Annotated in this window: 25 protein-coding genes; 16 read left to right on the forward strand and 9 right to left on the reverse strand. The window is 34.4% G+C overall.

All coding sequences use genetic code 11. The annotated features are described in order from the left end of the window. The first annotated feature begins 1 nt into the window (after position 1). The 4 genes from ribH to NSIN_RS02615 are packed head-to-tail and all read left to right on the forward strand — an operon-like array spanning position 2 to position 2,982. On the forward strand, positions 2–418 hold the full coding sequence (ribH, locus tag NSIN_RS02600) for a 6,7-dimethyl-8-ribityllumazine synthase (protein WP_101009257.1): 417 nt from the start codon (positions 2–4) through the stop codon (positions 416–418). Then, the gene (locus NSIN_RS02605) at positions 415–1,167 is read left to right on the forward strand and encodes a GTP cyclohydrolase IIa (protein ID WP_101009258.1); all 753 of its coding nucleotides are present in this window, start codon (positions 415–417) and stop codon (positions 1,165–1,167) included. Before ribH ends, NSIN_RS02605 begins: the two co-directional genes overlap by 4 nt. Continuing rightward, complete coding sequence (locus NSIN_RS02610; RefSeq protein WP_101009259.1) at positions 1,161–2,351, forward strand: amidohydrolase family protein; 1,191 nt, start codon at positions 1,161–1,163, stop codon at positions 2,349–2,351. The genes NSIN_RS02605 and NSIN_RS02610 overlap by 7 nt, the downstream gene beginning before the upstream one ends. Next, on the forward strand, positions 2,338–2,982 hold the full coding sequence (locus tag NSIN_RS02615) for a 2,5-diamino-6-(ribosylamino)-4(3H)-pyrimidinone 5'-phosphate reductase (protein ID WP_101009260.1): 645 nt from the start codon (positions 2,338–2,340) through the stop codon (positions 2,980–2,982). Before NSIN_RS02610 ends, NSIN_RS02615 begins: the two co-directional genes overlap by 14 nt. On the opposite strand, the gene NSIN_RS02620 is transcribed toward NSIN_RS02615, so the two are convergent. The 4 genes from NSIN_RS02620 to NSIN_RS02635 all read right to left on the reverse strand — a co-directional run bounded on the left by NSIN_RS02620 (position 2,979) and on the right by NSIN_RS02635 (position 6,272). Next, complete coding sequence (locus NSIN_RS02620; protein WP_101009261.1) at positions 2,979–3,488, reverse strand: transcription factor; 510 nt, start codon at positions 3,486–3,488, stop codon at positions 2,979–2,981. The genes NSIN_RS02615 and NSIN_RS02620 overlap by 4 nt on opposite strands. Positions 3,489–3,555: 67 nt before the next feature. After that, entirely contained in the window at positions 3,556–4,086 is a 531-nt protein-coding gene (locus NSIN_RS02625; protein ID WP_101009262.1) for a tRNA (cytidine(56)-2'-O)-methyltransferase, read from the reverse strand. Continuing rightward, complete coding sequence (gene hflX, locus NSIN_RS02630; protein WP_101009263.1) at positions 4,076–5,206, reverse strand: GTPase HflX; 1,131 nt, start codon at positions 5,204–5,206, stop codon at positions 4,076–4,078. Before hflX ends, NSIN_RS02625 begins: the two co-directional genes overlap by 11 nt. 22 nt (positions 5,207–5,228) lie before the next feature. Next, positions 5,229–6,272, reverse strand: coding sequence for a phosphate uptake regulator PhoU (locus NSIN_RS02635; RefSeq protein ID WP_101009264.1), 1,044 nt, complete (start codon positions 6,270–6,272; stop codon positions 5,229–5,231). 99 nt (positions 6,273–6,371) lie between these two features. Between NSIN_RS02635 and NSIN_RS02640 the strand changes: the two genes are divergently transcribed. The 6 genes from NSIN_RS02640 to NSIN_RS02665 all read left to right on the forward strand — a co-directional run bounded on the left by NSIN_RS02640 (position 6,372) and on the right by NSIN_RS02665 (position 10,202). Further along, positions 6,372–6,839, forward strand: a complete 468-nt coding sequence (locus tag NSIN_RS02640; RefSeq protein WP_101009265.1) for a PUA domain-containing protein — start codon at positions 6,372–6,374, stop codon at positions 6,837–6,839. 6 nt (positions 6,840–6,845) lie between these two features. Next, on the forward strand, positions 6,846–7,187 hold the full coding sequence (locus NSIN_RS02645; protein WP_101009266.1) for a nascent polypeptide-associated complex protein: 342 nt from the start codon (positions 6,846–6,848) through the stop codon (positions 7,185–7,187). A 91-nt stretch (positions 7,188–7,278) separates the two neighbouring features. After that, positions 7,279–7,902, forward strand: coding sequence for a hypothetical protein (locus NSIN_RS02650; protein WP_177346283.1), 624 nt, complete (start codon positions 7,279–7,281; stop codon positions 7,900–7,902). Between the two features lie 232 nt (positions 7,903–8,134). Next, positions 8,135–8,509 (forward strand): hypothetical protein, encoded by a 375-nt coding sequence (locus NSIN_RS02655; protein WP_245871883.1) that lies wholly within the window; start codon positions 8,135–8,137, stop codon positions 8,507–8,509. Positions 8,510–8,532: 23 nt separating this feature from the next. Further along, the gene (locus tag NSIN_RS02660; protein WP_101009267.1) at positions 8,533–8,871 is read left to right on the forward strand and encodes a hypothetical protein; all 339 of its coding nucleotides are present in this window, start codon (positions 8,533–8,535) and stop codon (positions 8,869–8,871) included. Further along, positions 8,868–10,202, forward strand: a complete 1,335-nt coding sequence (locus tag NSIN_RS02665; protein ID WP_101009268.1) for a UbiD family decarboxylase — start codon at positions 8,868–8,870, stop codon at positions 10,200–10,202. Before NSIN_RS02660 ends, NSIN_RS02665 begins: the two co-directional genes overlap by 4 nt. Positions 10,203–10,207: 5 nt before the next feature. Here NSIN_RS02665 and NSIN_RS02670 read toward each other — a convergent pair whose 3' ends face one another. From NSIN_RS02670 to asd, 3 genes are all read right to left on the reverse strand, one after another. After that, positions 10,208–11,113 (reverse strand): heme o synthase, encoded by a 906-nt coding sequence (locus NSIN_RS02670; RefSeq protein WP_101009269.1) that lies wholly within the window; start codon positions 11,111–11,113, stop codon positions 10,208–10,210. A 54-nt stretch (positions 11,114–11,167) separates the two neighbouring features. Beyond that, a complete protein-coding gene (locus NSIN_RS02675) occupies positions 11,168–11,626 on the reverse strand; it encodes an Lrp/AsnC family transcriptional regulator (protein WP_101009270.1) in 459 nt (152 codons plus the stop codon). Positions 11,627–11,700: 74 nt separating this feature from the next. After that, entirely contained in the window at positions 11,701–12,777 is a 1,077-nt protein-coding gene (asd, locus tag NSIN_RS02680) for an aspartate-semialdehyde dehydrogenase (protein ID WP_101009271.1), read from the reverse strand. 80 nt (positions 12,778–12,857) lie between these two features. On the opposite strand from asd, the gene cobD reads away from it, so the two are divergent. From cobD to NSIN_RS02705, 5 genes are read left to right on the forward strand one after another with little or no spacing between them, the layout of a single operon-like run. After that, complete coding sequence (gene cobD, locus NSIN_RS02685) at positions 12,858–13,934, forward strand: threonine-phosphate decarboxylase CobD (protein WP_101009272.1); 1,077 nt, start codon at positions 12,858–12,860, stop codon at positions 13,932–13,934. After that, positions 13,931–14,776, forward strand: coding sequence for a cobyric acid synthase (locus NSIN_RS02690; protein ID WP_245871884.1), 846 nt, complete (start codon positions 13,931–13,933; stop codon positions 14,774–14,776). Before cobD ends, NSIN_RS02690 begins: the two co-directional genes overlap by 4 nt. Continuing rightward, positions 14,776–15,762 carry a cobalamin biosynthesis protein gene (locus NSIN_RS02695; protein WP_320410662.1) on the forward strand — a complete coding sequence of 329 codons (987 nt, stop codon included), beginning with the start codon at positions 14,776–14,778 and terminating at the stop codon, positions 15,760–15,762. Before NSIN_RS02690 ends, NSIN_RS02695 begins: the two co-directional genes overlap by 1 nt. Then, a complete protein-coding gene (gene cobS, locus NSIN_RS02700) occupies positions 15,755–16,480 on the forward strand; it encodes an adenosylcobinamide-GDP ribazoletransferase (protein WP_101009995.1) in 726 nt (241 codons plus the stop codon). The genes NSIN_RS02695 and cobS overlap by 8 nt, the downstream gene beginning before the upstream one ends. Positions 16,481–16,491: 11 nt before the next feature. Continuing rightward, positions 16,492–17,061 carry an NTP transferase domain-containing protein gene (locus NSIN_RS02705; protein ID WP_320410663.1) on the forward strand — a complete coding sequence of 190 codons (570 nt, stop codon included), beginning with the start codon at positions 16,492–16,494 and terminating at the stop codon, positions 17,059–17,061. Here NSIN_RS02705 and NSIN_RS02710 read toward each other — a convergent pair. Both NSIN_RS02710 and NSIN_RS02715 read right to left on the reverse strand, forming a co-directional pair. Then, on the reverse strand, positions 17,044–17,241 hold the full coding sequence (locus tag NSIN_RS02710) for a 30S ribosomal protein S27e (protein WP_101009275.1): 198 nt from the start codon (positions 17,239–17,241) through the stop codon (positions 17,044–17,046). The genes NSIN_RS02705 and NSIN_RS02710 overlap by 18 nt on opposite strands. Beyond that, positions 17,241–17,519 (reverse strand): 50S ribosomal protein L44e, encoded by a 279-nt coding sequence (locus tag NSIN_RS02715; protein WP_101009276.1) that lies wholly within the window; start codon positions 17,517–17,519, stop codon positions 17,241–17,243. The genes NSIN_RS02710 and NSIN_RS02715 overlap by 1 nt, the downstream gene beginning before the upstream one ends. Before the next feature lie 67 nt (positions 17,520–17,586). Here NSIN_RS02715 and NSIN_RS02720 point away from each other — a divergent pair, with 67 nt between their 5' ends. Next, positions 17,587–19,359 (forward strand): adenine deaminase, encoded by a 1,773-nt coding sequence (locus NSIN_RS02720; RefSeq protein ID WP_245871885.1) that lies wholly within the window; start codon positions 17,587–17,589, stop codon positions 19,357–19,359. Positions 19,360–19,371: the final 12 nt, after the last annotated feature.

Here is a 19,371-nt window from a genome sequence, read left to right on the forward strand (position 1 = left end):
ATTGAATATTGCAATTGTTGCTGCTGAGTTTAATAGTGAAGTGACTTCAAAAATGCTTGAACTTGCTAGAGAAAAAGCACATGCATTGAAAATAAATGTCAACCACATATGTAGAGTACCTGGAGTATTTGATATGCCTCTTTTGATTGATGTATTGCTACAAAGAAAAGATATTGATGCGATAGTGACTATTGGAGCAGTAATTAAAGGACAAACCAAACATGATGAACTAATCTCAAATGTAACTGCAAAGATATTATCGGATCTTTCTATAAAATATCAAAAACCAGTAACTTTGGGAATAACTGGTCCTGGAATGAGTGATAGACAAGCACATCAAAGAATCAGGCCTGTATCTGAAAGGGCTGTAGAAGCTGCTAAGAAATTATTTGATGAATTGGAAAAGATTAGAAAATGATACAGATAACTATAATCAAGATTACTGGATATGGTCCATGGACCCTAACTCTTGGTAGCGATAGAGAACACAGGCTACAGATACTCCAAGCACAATTATACAAAGAGATTCAAAATTTATTTTCTCAAAAGAATTGCCTTGCATTTCCAAATAGATTCGATGAAATATTTGTGATAACAAATGGCCTTTCAATAGATGATCATACTGAAATACAAAAACAATTGATAAAATTATTTGATTTGGGATTATCCATGTCTATAGGGCAAGGAAATACCCCTCTGGAGGCAAGTGTAAATGCAGACAAGGCAAGACGATCTAAAACAAGCCTGAACAAGGATTATGATATCTTTGGATTACCTATGAAAGAAGATGCGGATTTAGTTCAAATTATACATATGGATGTGGATGGCTCTACATCAGTTTCTGCAAAAAAATCTCCTTATGAGGTGTCATCACTTGTCATAAAACTATATTCCGAAATGTCTGAATTTTTCTTACAAAAAAATTCACTTGCATTTTTTATGGGTGGAGATAATTTTATGATAATAAATTCTCAAGCAAATAAAAATGACATAACTCAATTTCTTGAAATTATTAAACAAAAATATGATATCTCATTTAACTGTGGAATTGGAACTGCAAAGACAGGAAGAGATGCAGCAAGATTAGCTACTCAATCATTAGATAAGATTCGCCAACTCCGTGATTCTGGAAAAAAAGATACACGAATTCTTGAATTAACATGCTGATAAAAAACATCAGTCTTCTTTATGGTGTAGAACTAACTTATATACAAAATACAAACGTACGAATTTCAGGAAAAAACATTGAACAGATAGGTGTAAAGATCACTCCTAAAAAAAATGAGATCGTTCTTGATTGTGAGGGAATTTTAATGATGCCTGGGCTTATCAATTCTCATACTCATATTGGTGATTCAATAGCAAAAGATATTGGAATAGATTCTGATGTTGAAGAAAAAATACATCCGGTAAGTGGATTCAAACAAAAAGTATTGAAAAATTCTACTAAATCACATCTTACAAGTTTTATAAAAAATTCTTGTATCTCAATGATGAAGAAGGGTATAACCTCTTTCATTGATTTTAGAGAAGGTGGATTAGATGGAGTTAGTCTGTTGAAAAATTCATCTACTGATATTCCTATACGATCAATTATTCTAGGAAGGGCAGAATATTATCAAGATGTACAATCTATCAAAAAGAATACTCCTATACCACCATATCATATACAACATATTCAAAATCTCCTCATGAATTGTGATGGACTTGGAATCAGTGGTCCAAATGAATTTAGTAATTCTGCATTGACCTCTTTTGCCAAAACAACAAAGATTCGTGCAATACATTCTGCTGAAACTGAAGAAAGTAATCAAATATCAAAAAAAATTACTGGAAAAACCGAGACTCAGAGAGCACTACTGGTAAAACCTAACTTTCTTGTTCATATGACATATGCCTCAAAAAAAGATCTAGCAATGGCTGTACGAAATAAGGCAAGTATTGTTGTGTGTCCACGAGCAAACGGATCTCTTGCAGAAGGTATTCCTGATGTAGATCTAATGCTTGAGGCTGGATGTAATGTTGCAATTGGAACTGATAACGTCATGATAAACTCACCTGATGTGTTTAGAGAAATGGATTATTTGTGGAAGGTTTCAATGGGCATGAAGAAAAAAAGATTGGAAGCAAAAGATATACTCAAAATGGCTACCACTAATGCCTCAAACATCTTAGGTAAGAAAATAGGAGTTGTACAAAATAACAAAATAGCTGATTGCATATTTATAGAAAAACACTCTATTGATCTAGAGCCTATGCATAATCCACATGCATCAATAGTGCAAAGAGCCTCAGAAAATACCATAAGAGCAGTAATGTATGAAGGAGAAATAGTGTATGGTAAAATCTAGACCTTATGTGATAATTAGTGCTGCAATTAGTATTGATGGAAAGATAGCAACTAACACTGGTAGATCAAATCTCTCATCCAAGAAAGATTTGATTCGAATTCATGGTTTACGAAAGAGTGTTGATGCAATACTTGTAGGAAAAAATACTGTACAAACAGATGACCCATTACTTACAGTACGTTATGTAAAGGGGAAAAGCCCGATTAGAATTATTCTTGATCCTAGAGGGAAATCATCCGCTAAATCAAAAGTAATAATGACTGCAACCAAAATTCCGACTATTATTGTAACATTAGAAAATGTTTCAAAAAATGATGAAAAATTTATTGCACATGGAGTTCAGATGATAAAATGCGGAAAAAAAATAATTAATTTAAAAAAACTATTGCAAATTCTAAAAAAACAAGGAATAAACAAAATACTAGTAGAAGGAGGTGGAACTACGAATTGGTATTTTCTCAAACAACAACTTGTAGATGAAATTATAGTTACTGTTGCACCATATATTGTTGGAGGTAGAACTGCAATCTCTTTTGTAGAAGGTAAAGGCTTTACAAAAATATCAAATTCATTTAAACTAAAAAAAATACAGAGAATGCAAAATGAGCTAGTTTTATACTATGTTACCTAGTGTTTCAGATCATCACGTAGCTGATCTATCTTTCCTTGTAATGCTTTCTTGAGTTTTTCATTCTTTGATAGATTGACTAATTTTCCACAAGTAGGACATTTGAATGAAAGATCAAGAGCTTTTTCAAAAGTTAATTTTTGACAGTCCTCATTACCACAATGATAAAAGTCTGCTGAATTTTCATAATCTAATCTTTGTTGTAATCTTTCCACAATTTTCTTTTTTTGATTCTCAATGAAATTATCTACTTCATCTTTTCTTGCTCTCCACCTATAAACAAACCATCCTTTCTTTTCATCCTTGACTCGTATACCTGTTATCAGTGCTTTTCCAAAAAGGTCATACAATACTTTTCTAACTATGTTTATTCTCAGTCCTGTAGAACTTGCTATCTCTTCGTCTGTAGCATCCTCTGTATTGAGAAGAGAACGTGCAACCTTTAGGTATTCATCTCCACCAATTAAAGCAGCAATTTTTACAAAGGGATCTTCATGTTCAACTGACATAGTATACTTTCTTCCTAATCTCTATATTTAATCAAATGGTTTTAAACTTGTTTTTTGTGTTGATAATTTAGATTGTAGTTTTGTCTATTACTTTTTTTCCTTTTTTTGTAGGTATTATTTCACGTTCTCCACCTGAATACTTTTTCTGAAGTTGGTGCCCTTGTGATACCCTGTCAAGTAATATCGCAAGAGCGGAAATCTCTGAATGAGGTTGATTTCCTATTGCAACATTATAATCAGCCATATCGTATGCCTCTCTAGGAACTTTTTCTGCACCTACTACAACTAGAAGTTTCTCTTCTTTTCTTATTTGTTCTTGTACATCGTTGATATTTTCACCATACATTGTTAAATGAATCACTTTGTAACCATCTTTTTTTCTTAATTTTATGACATCTTTCCAATTCTCGATGATTTCTACTTCAAAATCACCACCCCACATCTTGTTTACTTTGGAAACAGTTTCTTTAATCTCCGGATTTGCATCATACATGTATATCTTTGATGCTCCAAATGCTCTTGATACAAGAGTAACATGTGTAGTTACCCTGTCATCTCTGACAAGTCGTGTTCCTATACGAAGAACTTCAATCATCATAATCTATTCTAATTTTTGGCTTTGATATTTCATTTTTCTGCTCAAATAATGGTGTGTTATCTAATGCTTGATAAATCAATGTCTTTAACTGTGAAATATTAAATCCTGTTGTTGATGATATTGCTAGCCATCTCTTATTGTCTGATAGACCCAATAGATTTGCCTTTTCCATGATTTCTTCTTTTGATGTCAAATCTGATTTGTTAAGAGCAAAAATCATTTTGTCTTTATTGACACCGATTTCATCTAATGTCGATATACAACTTTTAAATTTTTTTCGTAATTCCAAACTTGTATCACTAACATCTATAACCACTATGACAACATCTGTATAAACAAGTTCTTCAAGAGTTGACTTGAATGCTTGTACCATGTATGCCGGAAGTCTACTAATGAAACCTACTGTATCTGAAATCAAGACCTCCAAGTTTTTCAGAGTAATCTTTCTTGTAGTTGTAGAAAGAGTAGTGAAAAGTTTTGGGCTTTCTTCTCTTTCTTCTCCTGTAAGAACATTAAAGAGAGTGGTTTTTCCTGCAGATGTATATCCTGCAAGAGAAACTGTCCTGAACCCAAATCTCTTTCTTGCTTGTCTGTGAAGAGCTCGTTGTGTTGATGATTTTGCTAATTTTGTTTTTACATTGTTCATTCTATTTTTAATGTCGTTAAAATAAATGTCCACCTCAAATTTTCCTATGCCCATAAATCCTGGTTGTTCCCCCATCTTTGCCAACCTCACTTTCTCTTTGGCCCTTGACATTTCATATCTGAGTTGAGCCATCTTTACCTGTAAGGTGGATTCTGAACTTTTTGCTCTACGCTCAAAGATCTCAAGAATTAGAGCTTCTCTATCTAGAATATTCGTCTTTAAAGTGGATGCTAAATTGTAATTTTGGCTTGGCTTGAGTATTTCATCAAATATTATGACATCGGGTTTAATGCTGCCTAGCATCTCCTTTATTTCTTCTACTTTGCCTTCTCCAAGTCCATACTTTGATTTGTTTAAAATTCTCTGTTGTATGATTTTGCGCACTTCATAACCTGCCGCATCACATAATCCTAGTGCTTCTTTTAGTGAATCTTTGTTATCATAAGTAATGAGAATTGCAGAATCTTTCAACATTTTATTGACATTCCTGACTATCTTATTGCTTTCGCAGAGTTTTCTCTATTGTTACATCTAGTACAATTTCTGCTATATCACTTGCATATTCTGATATCCTTCGTATATTCTCACTCATTCTTCTAACTCTGTAGATTTCCTCGGTGTCCTTTAATGATCTGAGACTATCTTGAATCTTTTTCTCATATTTTACAATTTCTGATGATTTCTGTACTGTTTGTTCTGCTTGATTAGCATCTTTTTTAAATAAAGATAAGCATGCTTCATCTAAGACTGTTAAGGTAAAGTGATTCATCTCATGTATTGGTTCTAATACTGTTTTCTTGATAGGTTTCTTATATCCTAGTAAATCTTTTGCTATCTCTGTAGCATGATCTCCTACTCGCTCAATATTTTTTACTATTAGTCTATATCCTAAGCAGTGATATGGACTTTCCATTCCCATTTCACTTAACATATGTTCATTCTGTATAGCTATCTTTAGTTGTCGCATTATGTAAAAACTGAATCTATCAACTTCATCATCACTGTTTATGACTTCTTTTGCTAAATCAAAATTTGCTTCTTCTTGAGAAAGTAATGCATCATTTAACATGGATTTTGCTATTATCAACATTCTCTTTAATGCACCATCTACTGAAAGCTCAAACAAATTAATGAGTACTTGAATAGTTATGCCTTCAATAGAATCTGCAGTGATCTCAGTTCCCATCAAAATGCTCTTTACTGCATCTTTTATGGAATTTCTTTGAGAAGGTTTCAGTCTTCCAATTTTTGATTTTACATTGATTATGGTAAATCCCAACAGGTAAAGTGATATTAACTTCCTAACAATTGTGGAATCTTCATCTTCTGGTTTAATCTCAATTGTAGCTTCTTCAGTACCTATTGGTTTGTTGTGATGTTTCAATGGTACTATTTGTAAATTTGAAACTCCTTGTCTTACTACAGAAACCTGGTCTCCTTGTTTCAAACCCATTTCCATTATCCATTGTTTTGGTAATGAAACAATGTACGAAGACTTGCCTGTGAATTGTATTTTTCGCATTTCTTCATTTACTACCATTGATAACAAATAGAGATTTATTCTATATAGTTGTTAGGACTTACTATATAGGTTAATTTTATTGCAAAAATAATTAACAGGCTAAACTAGTCAAACTGTATGGATTCTGTACTAAAAATCAAGTGTACTCTTGATGCGCTCTTTGGACAGGGAGTCTCAAAATGTCTTCCGAAAGATGTAACTATTTCTTATTCTAAAAATACAGGACGAATAAAGCATGTATTTCAAAATGATGTACTACTCTGTACTCTTAGAACCGATGGGGGACTTGCTATTACGCCTTATTTCGCACAAATTTTGTTAAAAAGCAAGAAATTCAAAGAAAATTGTCTTGAAATTGATGATGAATCAAAGGCATTTGTTCAACAGGGGAGCTCTGTTTTCTGTAAGCATGTTACTTGGTGTGGAAAAAATATACTGATTGGAGGAGATGTGCCTATTCTGCATAACGGCAAAGTAATTGCGGTTGGTAAAGCAGTATTATCCACAAGAATGATCAAGTCATTTAAGAAAGGTGTAGCAATAAAGATCAGAGATAGTTTAAAAAGTCTAGACAGCGGAGTATGATGTAATATGATGCGTGGCGGAAATCGCGAAATGCGAAGAATGTTGGACAAAATGGGTCTTGAAATGAAGGATATCCAAAATGTTCAAGAAGTCATAATAAAAACAGACACAAAAGAGATTATCATTGTAAAACCGTCTGTCACAGAAATGAAAGCAAAAGATAATTCTATTTTTCAAGTAATTGCAGAAAGCTATGAAGAAAGAGAACTTGAAGTGCCTATCTTTAGTCAGGATGACATAATGCTTGTTGCACAACAAGCCAACGTGTCTCCTGAAAAAGCAACTCAAGCTCTGACTGAAGCAAAAGGAGATCTTGCAAGAGCAATACTTCTATTGACGACTAAATGAAATTTATTGATAAAAAACAACACGAAACAATCTTTAAATTTTCAATAGAGTATTGTTAATCATATCATACCCACCACAAAATAATATAGCAGTGGCAACGGTATCAGGAAGATCATATTATAAATTCATAAATATATTACGAAGACTTGATCTTTCATACGATTCTATACTTCCAGAAGAAATAACAAGTTCTGATAAGAGATTGATACTTACTACCACTGATGAATCTTCTAGGATACCAACAAGTCTAGTTCTTTTGGATGATGAATTTAATTATCATCCTACAATAATACGTGCAAAAATAGTTGAAAAATTGCAATCAGGAATCAACGACAATTCTCTAATAATTGGAATTGATCCTGGAAATAGAATTGGATTGTCAATATTTTATCATGAAAAAGAGATAGAGAGCTCTATCTATACGTCAGTTGATGAACTAGTATCACATATTGTCAAGATCATGGTAGGAATTAATGCTCCTCGAAAAATTGTCAAGGTGGGTAATGGTAACATGAAAATTGCTATACATATAACAAACTCTCTGAACCTAAGGTTCTGTTCGCATTTTGAGTTAGAATTTGTGGATGAACGTAAAACATCATTGAAGATAAAAAAATACAACAAACGCGGTGCGCGAGACAAGATATCTGCTAGATATATTACACAAAGAGAAGGTTACCGGCATCTTGTTCTACCACTTTCTAGAATTGGTTGAAAAATGCGAAAATCGTTAAAAAACTTGGGATCTTTCATTTAAAGATGATCATTTTTGTAAGATGTGAAATATAGGTAGATATTTATACTGTTTTTCATTTTTTTCTTGAAAACCTCTCAATAGAGGTTGTAGATCAATGATAATTATTTCAATAAGATTGAATTAAAATTATAAAAATTTTAGATCCATGCTTAAATATTTACTATTACTATATGGTTGCAGGTAACAACATATGACATGTAAAGGCATATGCACAAGATACAAGGCACAGAAGCCAGTAGGAACTGGTCGTTACGCATCAGGACAAAAAAGATGCCAAATTTGTGAAATTTTCATAAAATGGGAGGGTCTTTGGTGTCCCTGCTGTGGATACAGACTAAGAACTAAACCACGAAACCTCAAGTACAAAGCAAAACTAAGAGCTAGAGTCGAAGCTGATCAACTAGAAGCTGTTGCTGTTAAGGCTGCAGAAGTAGAAGAAATAGAGCTAGAGCCAATAGCAGTCAAGTCTGCAAAGAAGACAAAAACTGCCAAGGCAAAGACTACAAAAGCTAAGACGGTCAAGGCTGCTGCAAAAAAAGTAGCAGTTACGCCGGTAGCAATATAGGTCTAGTAAGCTGAAGTAAACTGTTGATATCACAAGTCGGTTATGTAAAAAAAACCGTCAAGGTGAATCATCGAGATTTTCTGGTACAGACAGTTCCCTATGATAATGGGAATTTTATTTCTATATCAGAGGGAAAAGAAAAGATAGGATCGCTAATAGTTTCTATTGGTTCAACTGGCAGAGTTAGCACTGCTACTGTTATACCATCAAAATTTGATACACTTTTTCTAAAAATGGTTTCAGAGCGTGTAGCTTCAACCATAAATGGAATCACTATATTTTCATTAAATATTGAAAAAGATTTAGATCTGGATAGTATGAAGATTCTAATGAACGAACTAATGGAGATTATTAAGAAATGACTTGGGATATGAGGGGCTATCTAGATATTCTGGACAAAAAGGGTGAATTGGCAGTAATAAAAAAGAAAGTCTCAACTAAATTTGAGATTGCTGCTGTGACTTCCAAGGTGGACGGTTCAAAAGCACTTTTGTTTGAAAATGTCCGAGATACTAAATTTCGTGTGGTCTCAAACTTGGTTGGAACCAGAAAAAGATTTGCATATGCAGTAGGTTCTACCGAAGACAAAATACACACAAAAGTAATTTCTGCTATAAAACATGCATCAAAACCGAAACTTATCCCAAAAGCAAAGTTCATGGAAAACCAATCACGAGATCTATTTACACTTCCAATAATCACACATTTTGAAAAGGAACCTGGTCCCTTTATCACATCTTCAATCATATATACAAAAAACCAAGAAATGGGTACACAGAACTCTTCATTTAACAGATTATTGAGAATTGATGAAAAACACTTCTCAATAAGAATGGTTGAAGGTAGGCATCTTCACAGGACTTTTGTTCATGCAAAAGAACATGGTGAAGACCTGAAAGTTGCCATATCTATAGGTGTACATCCAGCAATTTCAATAGCGGGAGCATATCAAGCAGATTGGGGAAAAGATGAACTTGAGATTGCAAATGAATTGCTTGACAAAAAACTTACTCTCTCAAAATTACCATATTCCCAAATGAGTGTACCTTCAGAATCTGAAATAATAATTGAGGGAAAAATTCTCCAGGACAAGACTCACAAAGAATGGATGGTAGAAATGCTTCGTACATATGATTTCAAAAGAGAACAACCTGTTTTTGAACTTGAGAGAATTTACTTTAGAGATAATCCTATATTTCATGATATATTGGCAGGTTTTGGAGAACATCAATTACTCATGGGAATGCCTATTGAAGCAAAAATAAACAAGGAACTAAAACATGTCCTACCACAAACCAAGAATGTAGTTCTCACAGAAGGTGGCTGTAAATGGCTACATGCAGTAATTCAAATCTCAAAGAAACACGAATCTGATCCAAAAAAAGCAATTGATGCTACTTTTGCAGCCCACCGTTCACTTAAGAATGTGGTAGTTGTAGATGATGACATTGATCCGTCAGATCCTGTTGCTGTAGAATATGCAATGGCTACAAGGTTTCAAGCGGATACAGATCTAGTGATAATACCAAAAGTACGAGGTTCGAGCCTAGATCCATCAAGTGATCAAAAAAATCTTCTTACTACTAAAATGGGTGTAGATGCAACAAAATCATTCTCAAAGAGATCAGAAGGATTTGAGATTGCAAAGATTCCCGGTGCTGATAAATTATCATTAAAAAATTACATTAAATAAAAAATTCAAAGTGCAGAATCAATCATTAATGCAATAAACAATATTGCAAGATATGGGCTTGAAAATTTGAATAGTGTCCATGATGCTTTCTCTGATGGTTTTACAAGAAGCCAAACACTTAGTGCAAACATTATTGCGCCTGACACAATTGCAGTGTACAGGTATACCTCATGAAAGAGATGTTTTCCAGATGTCCCTACCATGAAAAATGGAAGTATGCTGAAGAGAACCATCATTAACGTAGTTCCTGCAATTACACGAACTGACGTCTTTTCTGATTCGACTGCGGTCAACATTGGCACATTAACTTTGTTATAATCTTCTTTTACATGTAATGTAAGGCTCCATATGTGCATAGGAATCCAGACAAAAACTAATCCTGCCATTACTAATCCCAAATCCCATAGTCCAGTGGTTGTCACAGCAACATATCCAATCATTGCAGGAGCTCCTCCAGAAAATCCTCCTAGAACAATATTTGTTCTACTTCTTCTTTTGAGAAGTTTACTGTAAACCAAAATGTTATCTGCTAATCCAAATGCCATAAAAATTCCCGCCCATGTATTAATGGCAAAGGCGCATACTAGAGAAATTGCAGCAAGTATTAATCCGAAATATAATGCCTTTTTGGCTGGGTAAATTCTTCTACTTGGAATGGGTCTTTCCTTAGTTCGTTCCATTATTGCATCTATGTCTCTATCATTGTAGTTTGTTAGCGTATTTGCTGCTGCAGAACCTGCAATTACACCCCCTGTAACCAAAATCCAAGTTAGAGGTGATATTGGAATATGATACAAATTCGATGCCGTGAGGGCTGCTCCTATTGCAGTGAAAACAAGGAGATACCATATCTTTGGTTTGGTAACCTCGTAGTATACCTTAATTCTTGAACTAGCTTTTGTTGTTAGCACACTCTTACTTCCATTTGGATCTTATTACTTATTTATAGGTTGAAAAGGCACCAGTTATTTTGCAGGTTTGTAAGGCATGGGTTTTGTAGTTCTTTTCATCTCAATAAAGCTCTCGGAACGCTGAACTCCTTGAATTCGCCCAAGTCTCTCAGATATCAGTCGGTGCATCTCATCTAGATTTTTAGCATACATGGTCACAATTATATCGAATCTACCCGTAACCTCGGAAATTTCTCTTACCTCTGGAATCTTCATTAATTCTTCGATTACATTATCTCTCATCTTAGAGTCCATGTTAATTCCGGTAAGTGCTTTTACCGTGTAACCTAATTCTCTATCATTTACTACTATGGTAAAACGTTCAATGAGTTTTCTCTTAATTAATCTCTTAATTCGACTGTATACTACAGATGAGTTTACATTGATCTTTTTTGAGATTCTCGGAACTGATATGTTGGCATCCTGTGATAATTCTGATAAAATTATCATATCTAAATCATCAACTTTTGTCATCAAAATACAGATTATTGTGAATAAATGGATCTTATTAAGTTATTAGTGTAAAATTTCTATAATTTTAGAAGTTTCTATATGTAGCCTTTCTTGTATAGCATTTCCGCTAAGAGAACTGCTCCTTTTGCAGAACCCATTTTTTCATTATGTGAGAATAATACATACTTGATTCCATTATCAAATACTGTATCTTCTCTTAATCTTCCTACCACTGTAGTCATTCCTTCGTTTATCTCTCTATCAAGTCTTGGCTGTGGCCTTGTGGGATCTTCATTTACCATCAAGTACTCTTTTGGGGCTGATGGTAAACCTGTTACACTCACGCTGTTTGAGAATTCTTTCATTGCTTTCTTTACTGTTTCAGGATCCACATGTGTGGCAGTTTCAACGAAAACACTCTCAGTATGACCATCTAATACTGGAACCCTTGTACATGTACAACTTACCTTCATCTTTGCTGGATCAATCTTTCCATCTACCAGTTTACCAAGTATCTTTCCCGTTTCTAGTCTAACCTTGTCCTCTTCTTTTGGTATGTATGGAATGATGTTATCAGTAATGTCTAATGCTGATACACCAGGTGATCTACCTGCTCCTGACATTGCTTGCATAGATGTCATGATTATCTTTTGAGCGCCAAATTTGTCCAAAAGTGGTTTCATTGTGATTGCAAGTCCTGTTGTTGTACAATTTGGTAATGGTGCAACAAATCCCTTCCAACCTCTATTCTTTTTTTGAATATCTAGCAATCCTATATGATCATCATTTATTCCTGGAATTAATATTGGTACATCTGCTTCGTATCTGTAAGCGGCAGAAGTACTTATGACTGGTACATGCTTTGCAAATTTTGTTTCAATGTCTCTTGCCGCTTCGCTTTCTACAGAACTGAAGATTAAATCAAAATTCTCTGGATTAATGTCATCTACTGCGTCTATTGTCATGTTTTTTACATAATCTGGAATAGGCTCACGCAAGTGCCATCTCAAGATGCCGGTATTTGGGTCTCTTATTGCATCCTCAAACTTTTTCTTGGCTGATCTCTCTGATGCCGCTATCTGCTTAACCTCAAACCATGGATGTTTATTTAATGCAAGAACAAATTCCTGGCCTACTGCGCCAGTAACTCCTATTATCGCTACACGTTTCATGAAGAAAATAGCCCTTTATACAATTAATATTCTTTTAGCAACAAAGCACAACTAAATACCGTTATGCGTATTTGAAAAACGTGAAAATTCGGGTACCAGAAGCTATAACAAATCATAAAGTAGCCTCTCACGGAGGTATCTTTTCAATTGGACCAAAACATAATCCTAAGTTGCTAGATTTTAGCTCAAATGTAAATCCACTTGGATTTCCACCCTCAGTGAAAAATGCATTCAAAAATCTTTCGCAGATATCGATCTATCCTGATCCTGACTCAAATGAACTGAGAACTGCTTTGCAAAAATTCATTGGTATTTCAAAAAATCAAATCGTGGTGGGTAATGGTGCCACTGAAATAATCTACAATTATTGTACGGCATTTTTGAAAAACCAAAATGTACTAATTCCTATTCCTACGTTTAGTGAATACGAATCTGCTGCAAAACTACACAATGCTAAACTCTATTTCTTCAAAACGATGGATCTGAATAAAGACTTGGATGAATTTAACAACATGATTTCTGAGAAAAATTGTGTTTTTTTATGTAACCCTAATAATCCTACTGGATCTATTTTGAAAAAACAAAATGTATTGCGCATTATAGAATCTGCATATAATAAATCCGCAATGGTGTTTCTTGATGAATGCTTTATTGAGCTTGTACCAGATACAAATGAGAGTGTCATATCATACCTTCGAGAATTTGACAATCTCTTTATCCTAAGATCACTTACAAAATCTTTTGGGCTTGCAGGACTACGGATTGGATATGGCATTGGAAATAAAAAAATCATTGAAATTTTACAAAAAATAAAAATTCCGTGGAATGTCAGTGGAACTGCACAACAATCTGCAATAATGGCATTGTCTGATAAATCACACATACCAAAAACGCTTAATCTAATAAAAAAAGAATCAAAATTTCTAATAAACTCAATATCTAACATTCCTGGATTTACCTGTTACAATTCTGCAACCAATTTTATTTTGATACGATCCGATATTCCATCAAGTAAATTACAAAGTAAATTGTTGAAGAAAAATATTCTTGTACGTGATTGTAGTACATTTAGAGGATTGAATAGTAGTTTTATACGAATTGCAATCAGAACTCATAAAGAAAATATCAGGCTCATAGAGGCACTAAAAGAACAATGACTGCATCAACTTTGATGATACAAGGTACCTCGTCAGGAGCTGGTAAAACAACTCTTGTAACTGCGCTTTGCAGAATTCTCTCTGATGAAGGCTACAAAGTAGCCCCATTCAAATCACAAAATATGTCTTCCTATTCATATGTAGGTGAAAAATTTGAAATTTCACGGGCACAGGCTATTCAGGCAATTGCAGCAAGAACAGAGATAACTCCTATGATTAACCCTATTCTTCTAAAACCTCTTGGAAACTACAACAGCCATGTCTTTGTCAAAGGCATCTCTTATGGTAAGATGCATGCACAAGATTATTACAAAAAATTTGCGTTATACAAGGGTCTTACAGAATCAAAAAACTCACTTGATCATCTATTACAAACAAATGACATTGTAATACTGGAAGGGGCAGGTTCTCCTGCTGAGATAAATCTACAGCAATATGACATTGCTAATATGAAAATGGCAGAATATTGTAAAGCGCCTGTAATTCTTGTTACTGATATTGACAAGGGAGGAAGTTTTGCAAGCATTGTAGGAACTCTAACACTTCTTGAAAAAAGGCATCAGAAATTTATCAAGGGATTTGTAATAAACAAATTTCGAGGAGATGTGACTATATTGTATCCTAGCTATTCTGTACTAAAAAAGAAAACCGGAAAACCTGTTTTTGGGACAATTCCATTGATTGACTTTGATATACCTGATGAAGACTCATTACACTCAAATCCAAAACAAATCTCATGGTCTACCAAATATCTTAACGTACTAGATAAGGAAATAAACCATCTATCTAAAATTGTGGAAAAAAACCTTGACATGAAAAAAATACGAGGTCTACTTCATTGATGTTTGTACCTATAATTGCAGTCATCATTGCACTTGTGCTTGATCTTGTTTTTGGTGATCCAAAAAATAGATATCATCCTACAGTATGGATTGGTAGAATAATTGGGAAAATTATTCCATACACAAGATCACAAAATCCTACAAATGAGAAAATCAATGGAACACTTGGAATTGTTTTCATTGTTATTCTTATCTCTGTTTTAATATCTTTATTCTCGTCATCCATGAATCAAATATACAATCTTGATTCTAATATCTACAAGACATTACTTGTTATAACAGGAGTGATCGCTACAGGTATTCTTCTTAAAACTACTATTGCAATCAAGGGAATGGAAAGCCATGCTTCTGCCATTATGGATTCTTTATCTAAAAATGATCTAGAAGGGGCACGAGTAAAACTATCTATGATAGTAAAACGTGATACTATGAATCTGGACAAACAGCACGTAATTTCTGCTACTCTTGAGAGCATAAGTGAGAATATTGTTGACGGAATAACTGGACCGCTTTTTTATTTTTCATTTTTTGGTCTAATCGGTGCGTTTGTTTACAGGACTATAAACACAGCAGACTCTATGGTTGGATATAAGACAGATATATTTAGAAACGTCGGCTGGTTTGCTGCCAATTGTGATAAGGCATTAAACTTTCTTCCATCTAGGCTTACCAGTCTTGTAATGATACTTTCTTGTATTATTCTAAAGAAAGACTGGAGACATTCTATACATATAATGAAAAGAGATGGCCCAAAGACTGAGAGTCCTAATGCTGGATACCCTATGGCTACATTGGCAGGTGCATTGGGAATCAAGTTTGAAAAGATAGAGCATTATGTATTAGGTGATGGAAATTCAGTAATTACTGAAATGCATTTCAAGTCTGCAATCTCTATAATGAAACTAACTAGTATTATGTTTACTTTATGTTTCACAATACCTGTAATTATTATCTTGTCATCTATTGGCTGGTGGTTCAATGTTTAAGGCAATTTCATCTGTAGTTTCATTTCTTACAATCATACCTTCTAAGAATAGTGAACTGGACACTGTTGCAAAAAATATGTATCTATTTCCAGTTGCTGGTTCTTTGATAGGATTGATAATTGGTGCTGCAGGTTACGGCCTATCTTTATTTGCTCATCCATTAATCACAGGTCTTGTATTGACTGGTGCTATTACTATAATCACAGGAATACATCACACAGATGCACTTTGTGATTTTGCAGATGGAATAATGGCAAAAGGAACAAAAGAAAAAAAACTCAAAGCAATGAGGGATCCAGCAGTTGGCTCCGCAGGAGTGATCACAATTGTGCTGTATGCAGCAGGAATGATAATTGGTATTTCAATGATGAAAGGTCTTGTATTGTTTGAAGCAATCTTACTAAGTGAATTAATGGCCAAACTTTCAATGGTTATCCAAGCAAATAGGGGCATGTCTGCCTGGCCAGGACTAAGCTCTCCATTTACTCAATTTATGAAGGATCCGAAAAAACTTGCTACTGCAATGGTTCTTGCAATAACACCAACATTGGTTTTGGGAGGGGTTACAGGCATAATTGTAGTAATATCTTGTATTGGACTGTCTTTTTTGATGCTTGCTATTGCAAAGAAAAGTTTTGGAGGAATCTCAGGCGATGTCTTTGGGGCAAGTAATGAACTAGTACGATTAGCGTCTCTTTTGATCTTTGCATCGACATGATTGGGCTTGTGATGTGCGGTGGTAAAGGCACTAGAATGCAATCTAGAGAAGAAAAGCTTCTTCTAAAATATAAAAAACCACTGATAGAACATGTGATAAATGCACTCGATAATTCTAAATTATTTTCCAAGATTGTATGCGTTACAAGTAATAATGCACCAAAAACAAGAGAATTTGTTTCTAGTCTAGGAATTGAGATCTTTGATGCCAAAGGTGATGGGTATTCTAATGATCTTGGAGAATCATTATCCAAATTTGATGAACTAGTTTTTGTAACCTCTGGAGACCTACCTCTCTTAGATTCTGAAATTATTAAAAAAATCATTAATTTGGTAAATATAAAAAATGTGTGGACAAGCATACTTGTACGAAAAGATTTTCTAAAATCGCTGGGTCTTGATTCTGAATTTTTTATAGAATACAATGGAGAAAATTGTGCTTATACTGGAATATCTATAGTAAATCCAGTACAAACAAAAAAAATGCAATCTGTACCTGAATCATATGTGATTCTTGATGATAAGAGAATATCTGTTAATCTTAATACTGAAAAAGAATATGACTTAATCTGCACTACCTAAAACTTTGCCATTTATTTTTGCAACAGATCCTGTAGGTTCTGCTAGTGTGTTGCCACATGCTTTACATGTTACTGTTGAAGAAACATGTGAATATACAACGCTCTCTTCTCCGCATTCCTTGCATTGAACTCTCTGGAACTTGCTTCCGGGCTTTGGTATCCAAATGTGTGCTTTCTTCATTATGCAACAAGCTCCAATTTTCTTAATCTAATACCTGATACATTCCATTTTTTCTTGCATTCTGGACATGTCATGATTGGTGTAAGTTTTTTAGTTGTTTTTGCTGGCTTTGCCAATTTGGGGAATTTCTGACCACCATATCCCTTCTTATCCTCGGCGTGTCTTCTTTCACCTATTGCAGAACCTCTTCTCTTCCCTGCCTTGTATATGGAGACCTTGTGTAAAGTATGCTTTTTACACTTAGGGCAATACCTGTTGATCTCCTTTGGCATATTCATAAAAAATGAGCTGCGTTGACCGTAATTTAAACATCGCTTTAATAGTATAGTCAATTACATCTTTTCTATGAAGGCCAATTCACTTGCCTCCATGATTTCATCACTTAATGCAGTAGCCATGGGTGAGAGCAAAGCAGACATTGTTCTAAAGAACTGTAAACTAGTAAATGTCTATTCAAGAGAAATTGTACCTGAAATTCATGTAGCAATAAAAAAAGATAGAATTGCATATGTGGGAAAAGATGCATCGCATACTGCAGGAGAAGGTACTGTAATTATGGATCTACAGGGCAAATATATCGCGCCTGGATTTGTAGATCCTCATATACACATAGATCAGTATTTGCTTCCGTCGGAGCTTGCAAAAAAATCACTCCTGTCAGGAACTACCTCTTTGTTTGCAGACCCAATAGACATTGTCAGTGTTTGTGGTTTTAGAGGATTCAAAGAATTTGTTAAATTAACCCAAGGATTGCCAATGCGATTCTACCATGTAGTTCCCGGTGGATTACCAGTTGATAGAAAATTCAGCCACGCAAGAACATTGACAAAAAAAGAAGAACTTGATGGACTAAAAATAGAAAATGTGATAGGCCTTGGAGAAGTATTTTCATGGACTAGAGTTACGACCCAAGACCCTAGTACAATTACAAGTATAACTAACATGTTGAAAAATGGCGGAATCATTAATGGTCATACTGCAGGTGCAAGTGACAAAAAACTAAATGCATACATTGCCTCTGGAATATTTTCTTGTCATGAACCAATCGACTATGACCAAGTCCTGGAAAGACTACGACTTGGAATGTGGGTCATGATGAGAGAGGGTTCCATAAGACGTGATCTTGATAAAATTCTGCCTAGTGTATTATCTAATAAAACATACTTGGATAGACTCATGTTCTGCACTGACGGTGTTACACCAAAGGACATTGTAGAATATGGCCTAATTGATCATTGTGTAAGAAAAGCCATCTCTCTGGGTATGGATCCAATTGATGCTATTACAATTGCTTCAAAGAACTCCTTTGAATATTATGGAATGGGCAAAGATTTGGGAGCAATTGCTCCAGGTAAATTAGCCGATATTCTTGTGCTAGATGATCTGGAAAGAATAATGCCTGACAAAGTCTTTGTTGGAGGAAAATTGGTGGTTGCACACAACCGCGTGGTGACAGACTTGCCAAGAGTTGTTATTCCAAACTGGATGAAAAAAACTGTAAAAACTGGAACCAAATTTAAGGAAAAGGACTTTATCATAAAAAGCAAGAACAACTCTGAACAAGTGCTAGTCATAAGACTTGATACTGAAATCATAACAAAGATGGATAATGAAGAATTACGAGTACAAGATGGTAATGTTGCATCATCATATGACAAGGATATTTGGAAAGTAGCTGCAATAGATAGAACTTATGGAACTGGAAAAAAAACAGTGGCATTTTTGAGAAATCTTGGTGCTGACATAGGAGCATTTGGATGCACTCAGAGTTTCCATGAAAATGACATGATTGTGATTGGATCAAATGAAAGTGATATGGCATTTGTTGCAAACAATCTAGTAAAGATGCAGGGAGGTATGTTGGTTGCAAAGGATAACAAAATTCTAAGTAAATTTTCATTGCCTCTTGCTGGTCTGATTTCTATATCTCCATTTGAAAAAACACTAGATGAATATTCTGACATTGATTCAAAATTGGCAGATAATGGCTGTAAATTCAGGAATCCTCACCTGATACCTCTTTTCTTACCCTTTCTTGCATTGCCTGAGATACGAATCTTGTATACAGGTGTGGTTGATGTTAAAAATAGAAAATATCTGAAGATTCTTAACCGATAAGGTATTAAAAGG

Origin of the sequence: Candidatus Nitrosotalea sinensis, assembly GCF_900143675.1 — an archaeon.
Taxonomy (GTDB): Archaea; Thermoproteota; Nitrososphaeria; order Nitrososphaerales; family Nitrosopumilaceae; genus Nitrosotalea; species Nitrosotalea sinensis.

What these genes read in the sequence shown, in the direction of transcription:
- NSIN_RS02605 (WP_101009258.1), top strand. Translation starts at nt 415, where the DNA reads ATGATACAGATAACTATAATCAAGATTACTGGATATGGTCCATGGACC.
- NSIN_RS02610 (WP_101009259.1), top strand. Translation starts at nt 1,161, where the DNA reads ATGCTGATAAAAAACATCAGTCTTCTTTATGGTGTAGAACTAACTTAT.
- NSIN_RS02615 (WP_101009260.1), top strand. Translation starts at nt 2,338, where the DNA reads ATGGTAAAATCTAGACCTTATGTGATAATTAGTGCTGCAATTAGTATT.
- NSIN_RS02620 (WP_101009261.1), bottom strand. Translation starts at nt 3,488, where the DNA reads ATGTCAGTTGAACATGAAGATCCCTTTGTAAAAATTGCTGCTTTAATT.
- NSIN_RS02625 (WP_101009262.1), bottom strand. Translation starts at nt 4,086, where the DNA reads ATGATGATTGAAGTTCTTCGTATAGGAACACGACTTGTCAGAGATGAC.
- hflX (WP_101009263.1), bottom strand. Translation starts at nt 5,206, where the DNA reads ATGTTGAAAGATTCTGCAATTCTCATTACTTATGATAACAAAGATTCA.
- NSIN_RS02635 (WP_101009264.1), bottom strand. Translation starts at nt 6,272, where the DNA reads ATGGTAGTAAATGAAGAAATGCGAAAAATACAATTCACAGGCAAGTCT.
- NSIN_RS02640 (WP_101009265.1), top strand. Translation starts at nt 6,372, where the DNA reads ATGGATTCTGTACTAAAAATCAAGTGTACTCTTGATGCGCTCTTTGGA.
- NSIN_RS02645 (WP_101009266.1), top strand. Translation starts at nt 6,846, where the DNA reads ATGATGCGTGGCGGAAATCGCGAAATGCGAAGAATGTTGGACAAAATG.
- NSIN_RS02655 (WP_245871883.1), top strand. Translation starts at nt 8,135, where the DNA reads ATGACATGTAAAGGCATATGCACAAGATACAAGGCACAGAAGCCAGTA.
- NSIN_RS02665 (WP_101009268.1), top strand. Translation starts at nt 8,868, where the DNA reads ATGACTTGGGATATGAGGGGCTATCTAGATATTCTGGACAAAAAGGGT.
- NSIN_RS02675 (WP_101009270.1), bottom strand. Translation starts at nt 11,626, where the DNA reads ATGACAAAAGTTGATGATTTAGATATGATAATTTTATCAGAATTATCA.
- asd (WP_101009271.1), bottom strand. Translation starts at nt 12,777, where the DNA reads ATGAAACGTGTAGCGATAATAGGAGTTACTGGCGCAGTAGGCCAGGAA.
- NSIN_RS02690 (WP_245871884.1), top strand. Translation starts at nt 13,931, where the DNA reads ATGACTGCATCAACTTTGATGATACAAGGTACCTCGTCAGGAGCTGGT.
- NSIN_RS02695 (WP_320410662.1), top strand. Translation starts at nt 14,776, where the DNA reads ATGTTTGTACCTATAATTGCAGTCATCATTGCACTTGTGCTTGATCTT.
- cobS (WP_101009995.1), top strand. Translation starts at nt 15,755, where the DNA reads ATGTTTAAGGCAATTTCATCTGTAGTTTCATTTCTTACAATCATACCT.
- NSIN_RS02705 (WP_320410663.1), top strand. Translation starts at nt 16,492, where the DNA reads ATGTGCGGTGGTAAAGGCACTAGAATGCAATCTAGAGAAGAAAAGCTT.
- NSIN_RS02710 (WP_101009275.1), bottom strand. Translation starts at nt 17,241, where the DNA reads ATGAAGAAAGCACACATTTGGATACCAAAGCCCGGAAGCAAGTTCCAG.
- NSIN_RS02715 (WP_101009276.1), bottom strand. Translation starts at nt 17,519, where the DNA reads ATGAATATGCCAAAGGAGATCAACAGGTATTGCCCTAAGTGTAAAAAG.
- NSIN_RS02720 (WP_245871885.1), top strand. Translation starts at nt 17,587, where the DNA reads ATGAAGGCCAATTCACTTGCCTCCATGATTTCATCACTTAATGCAGTA.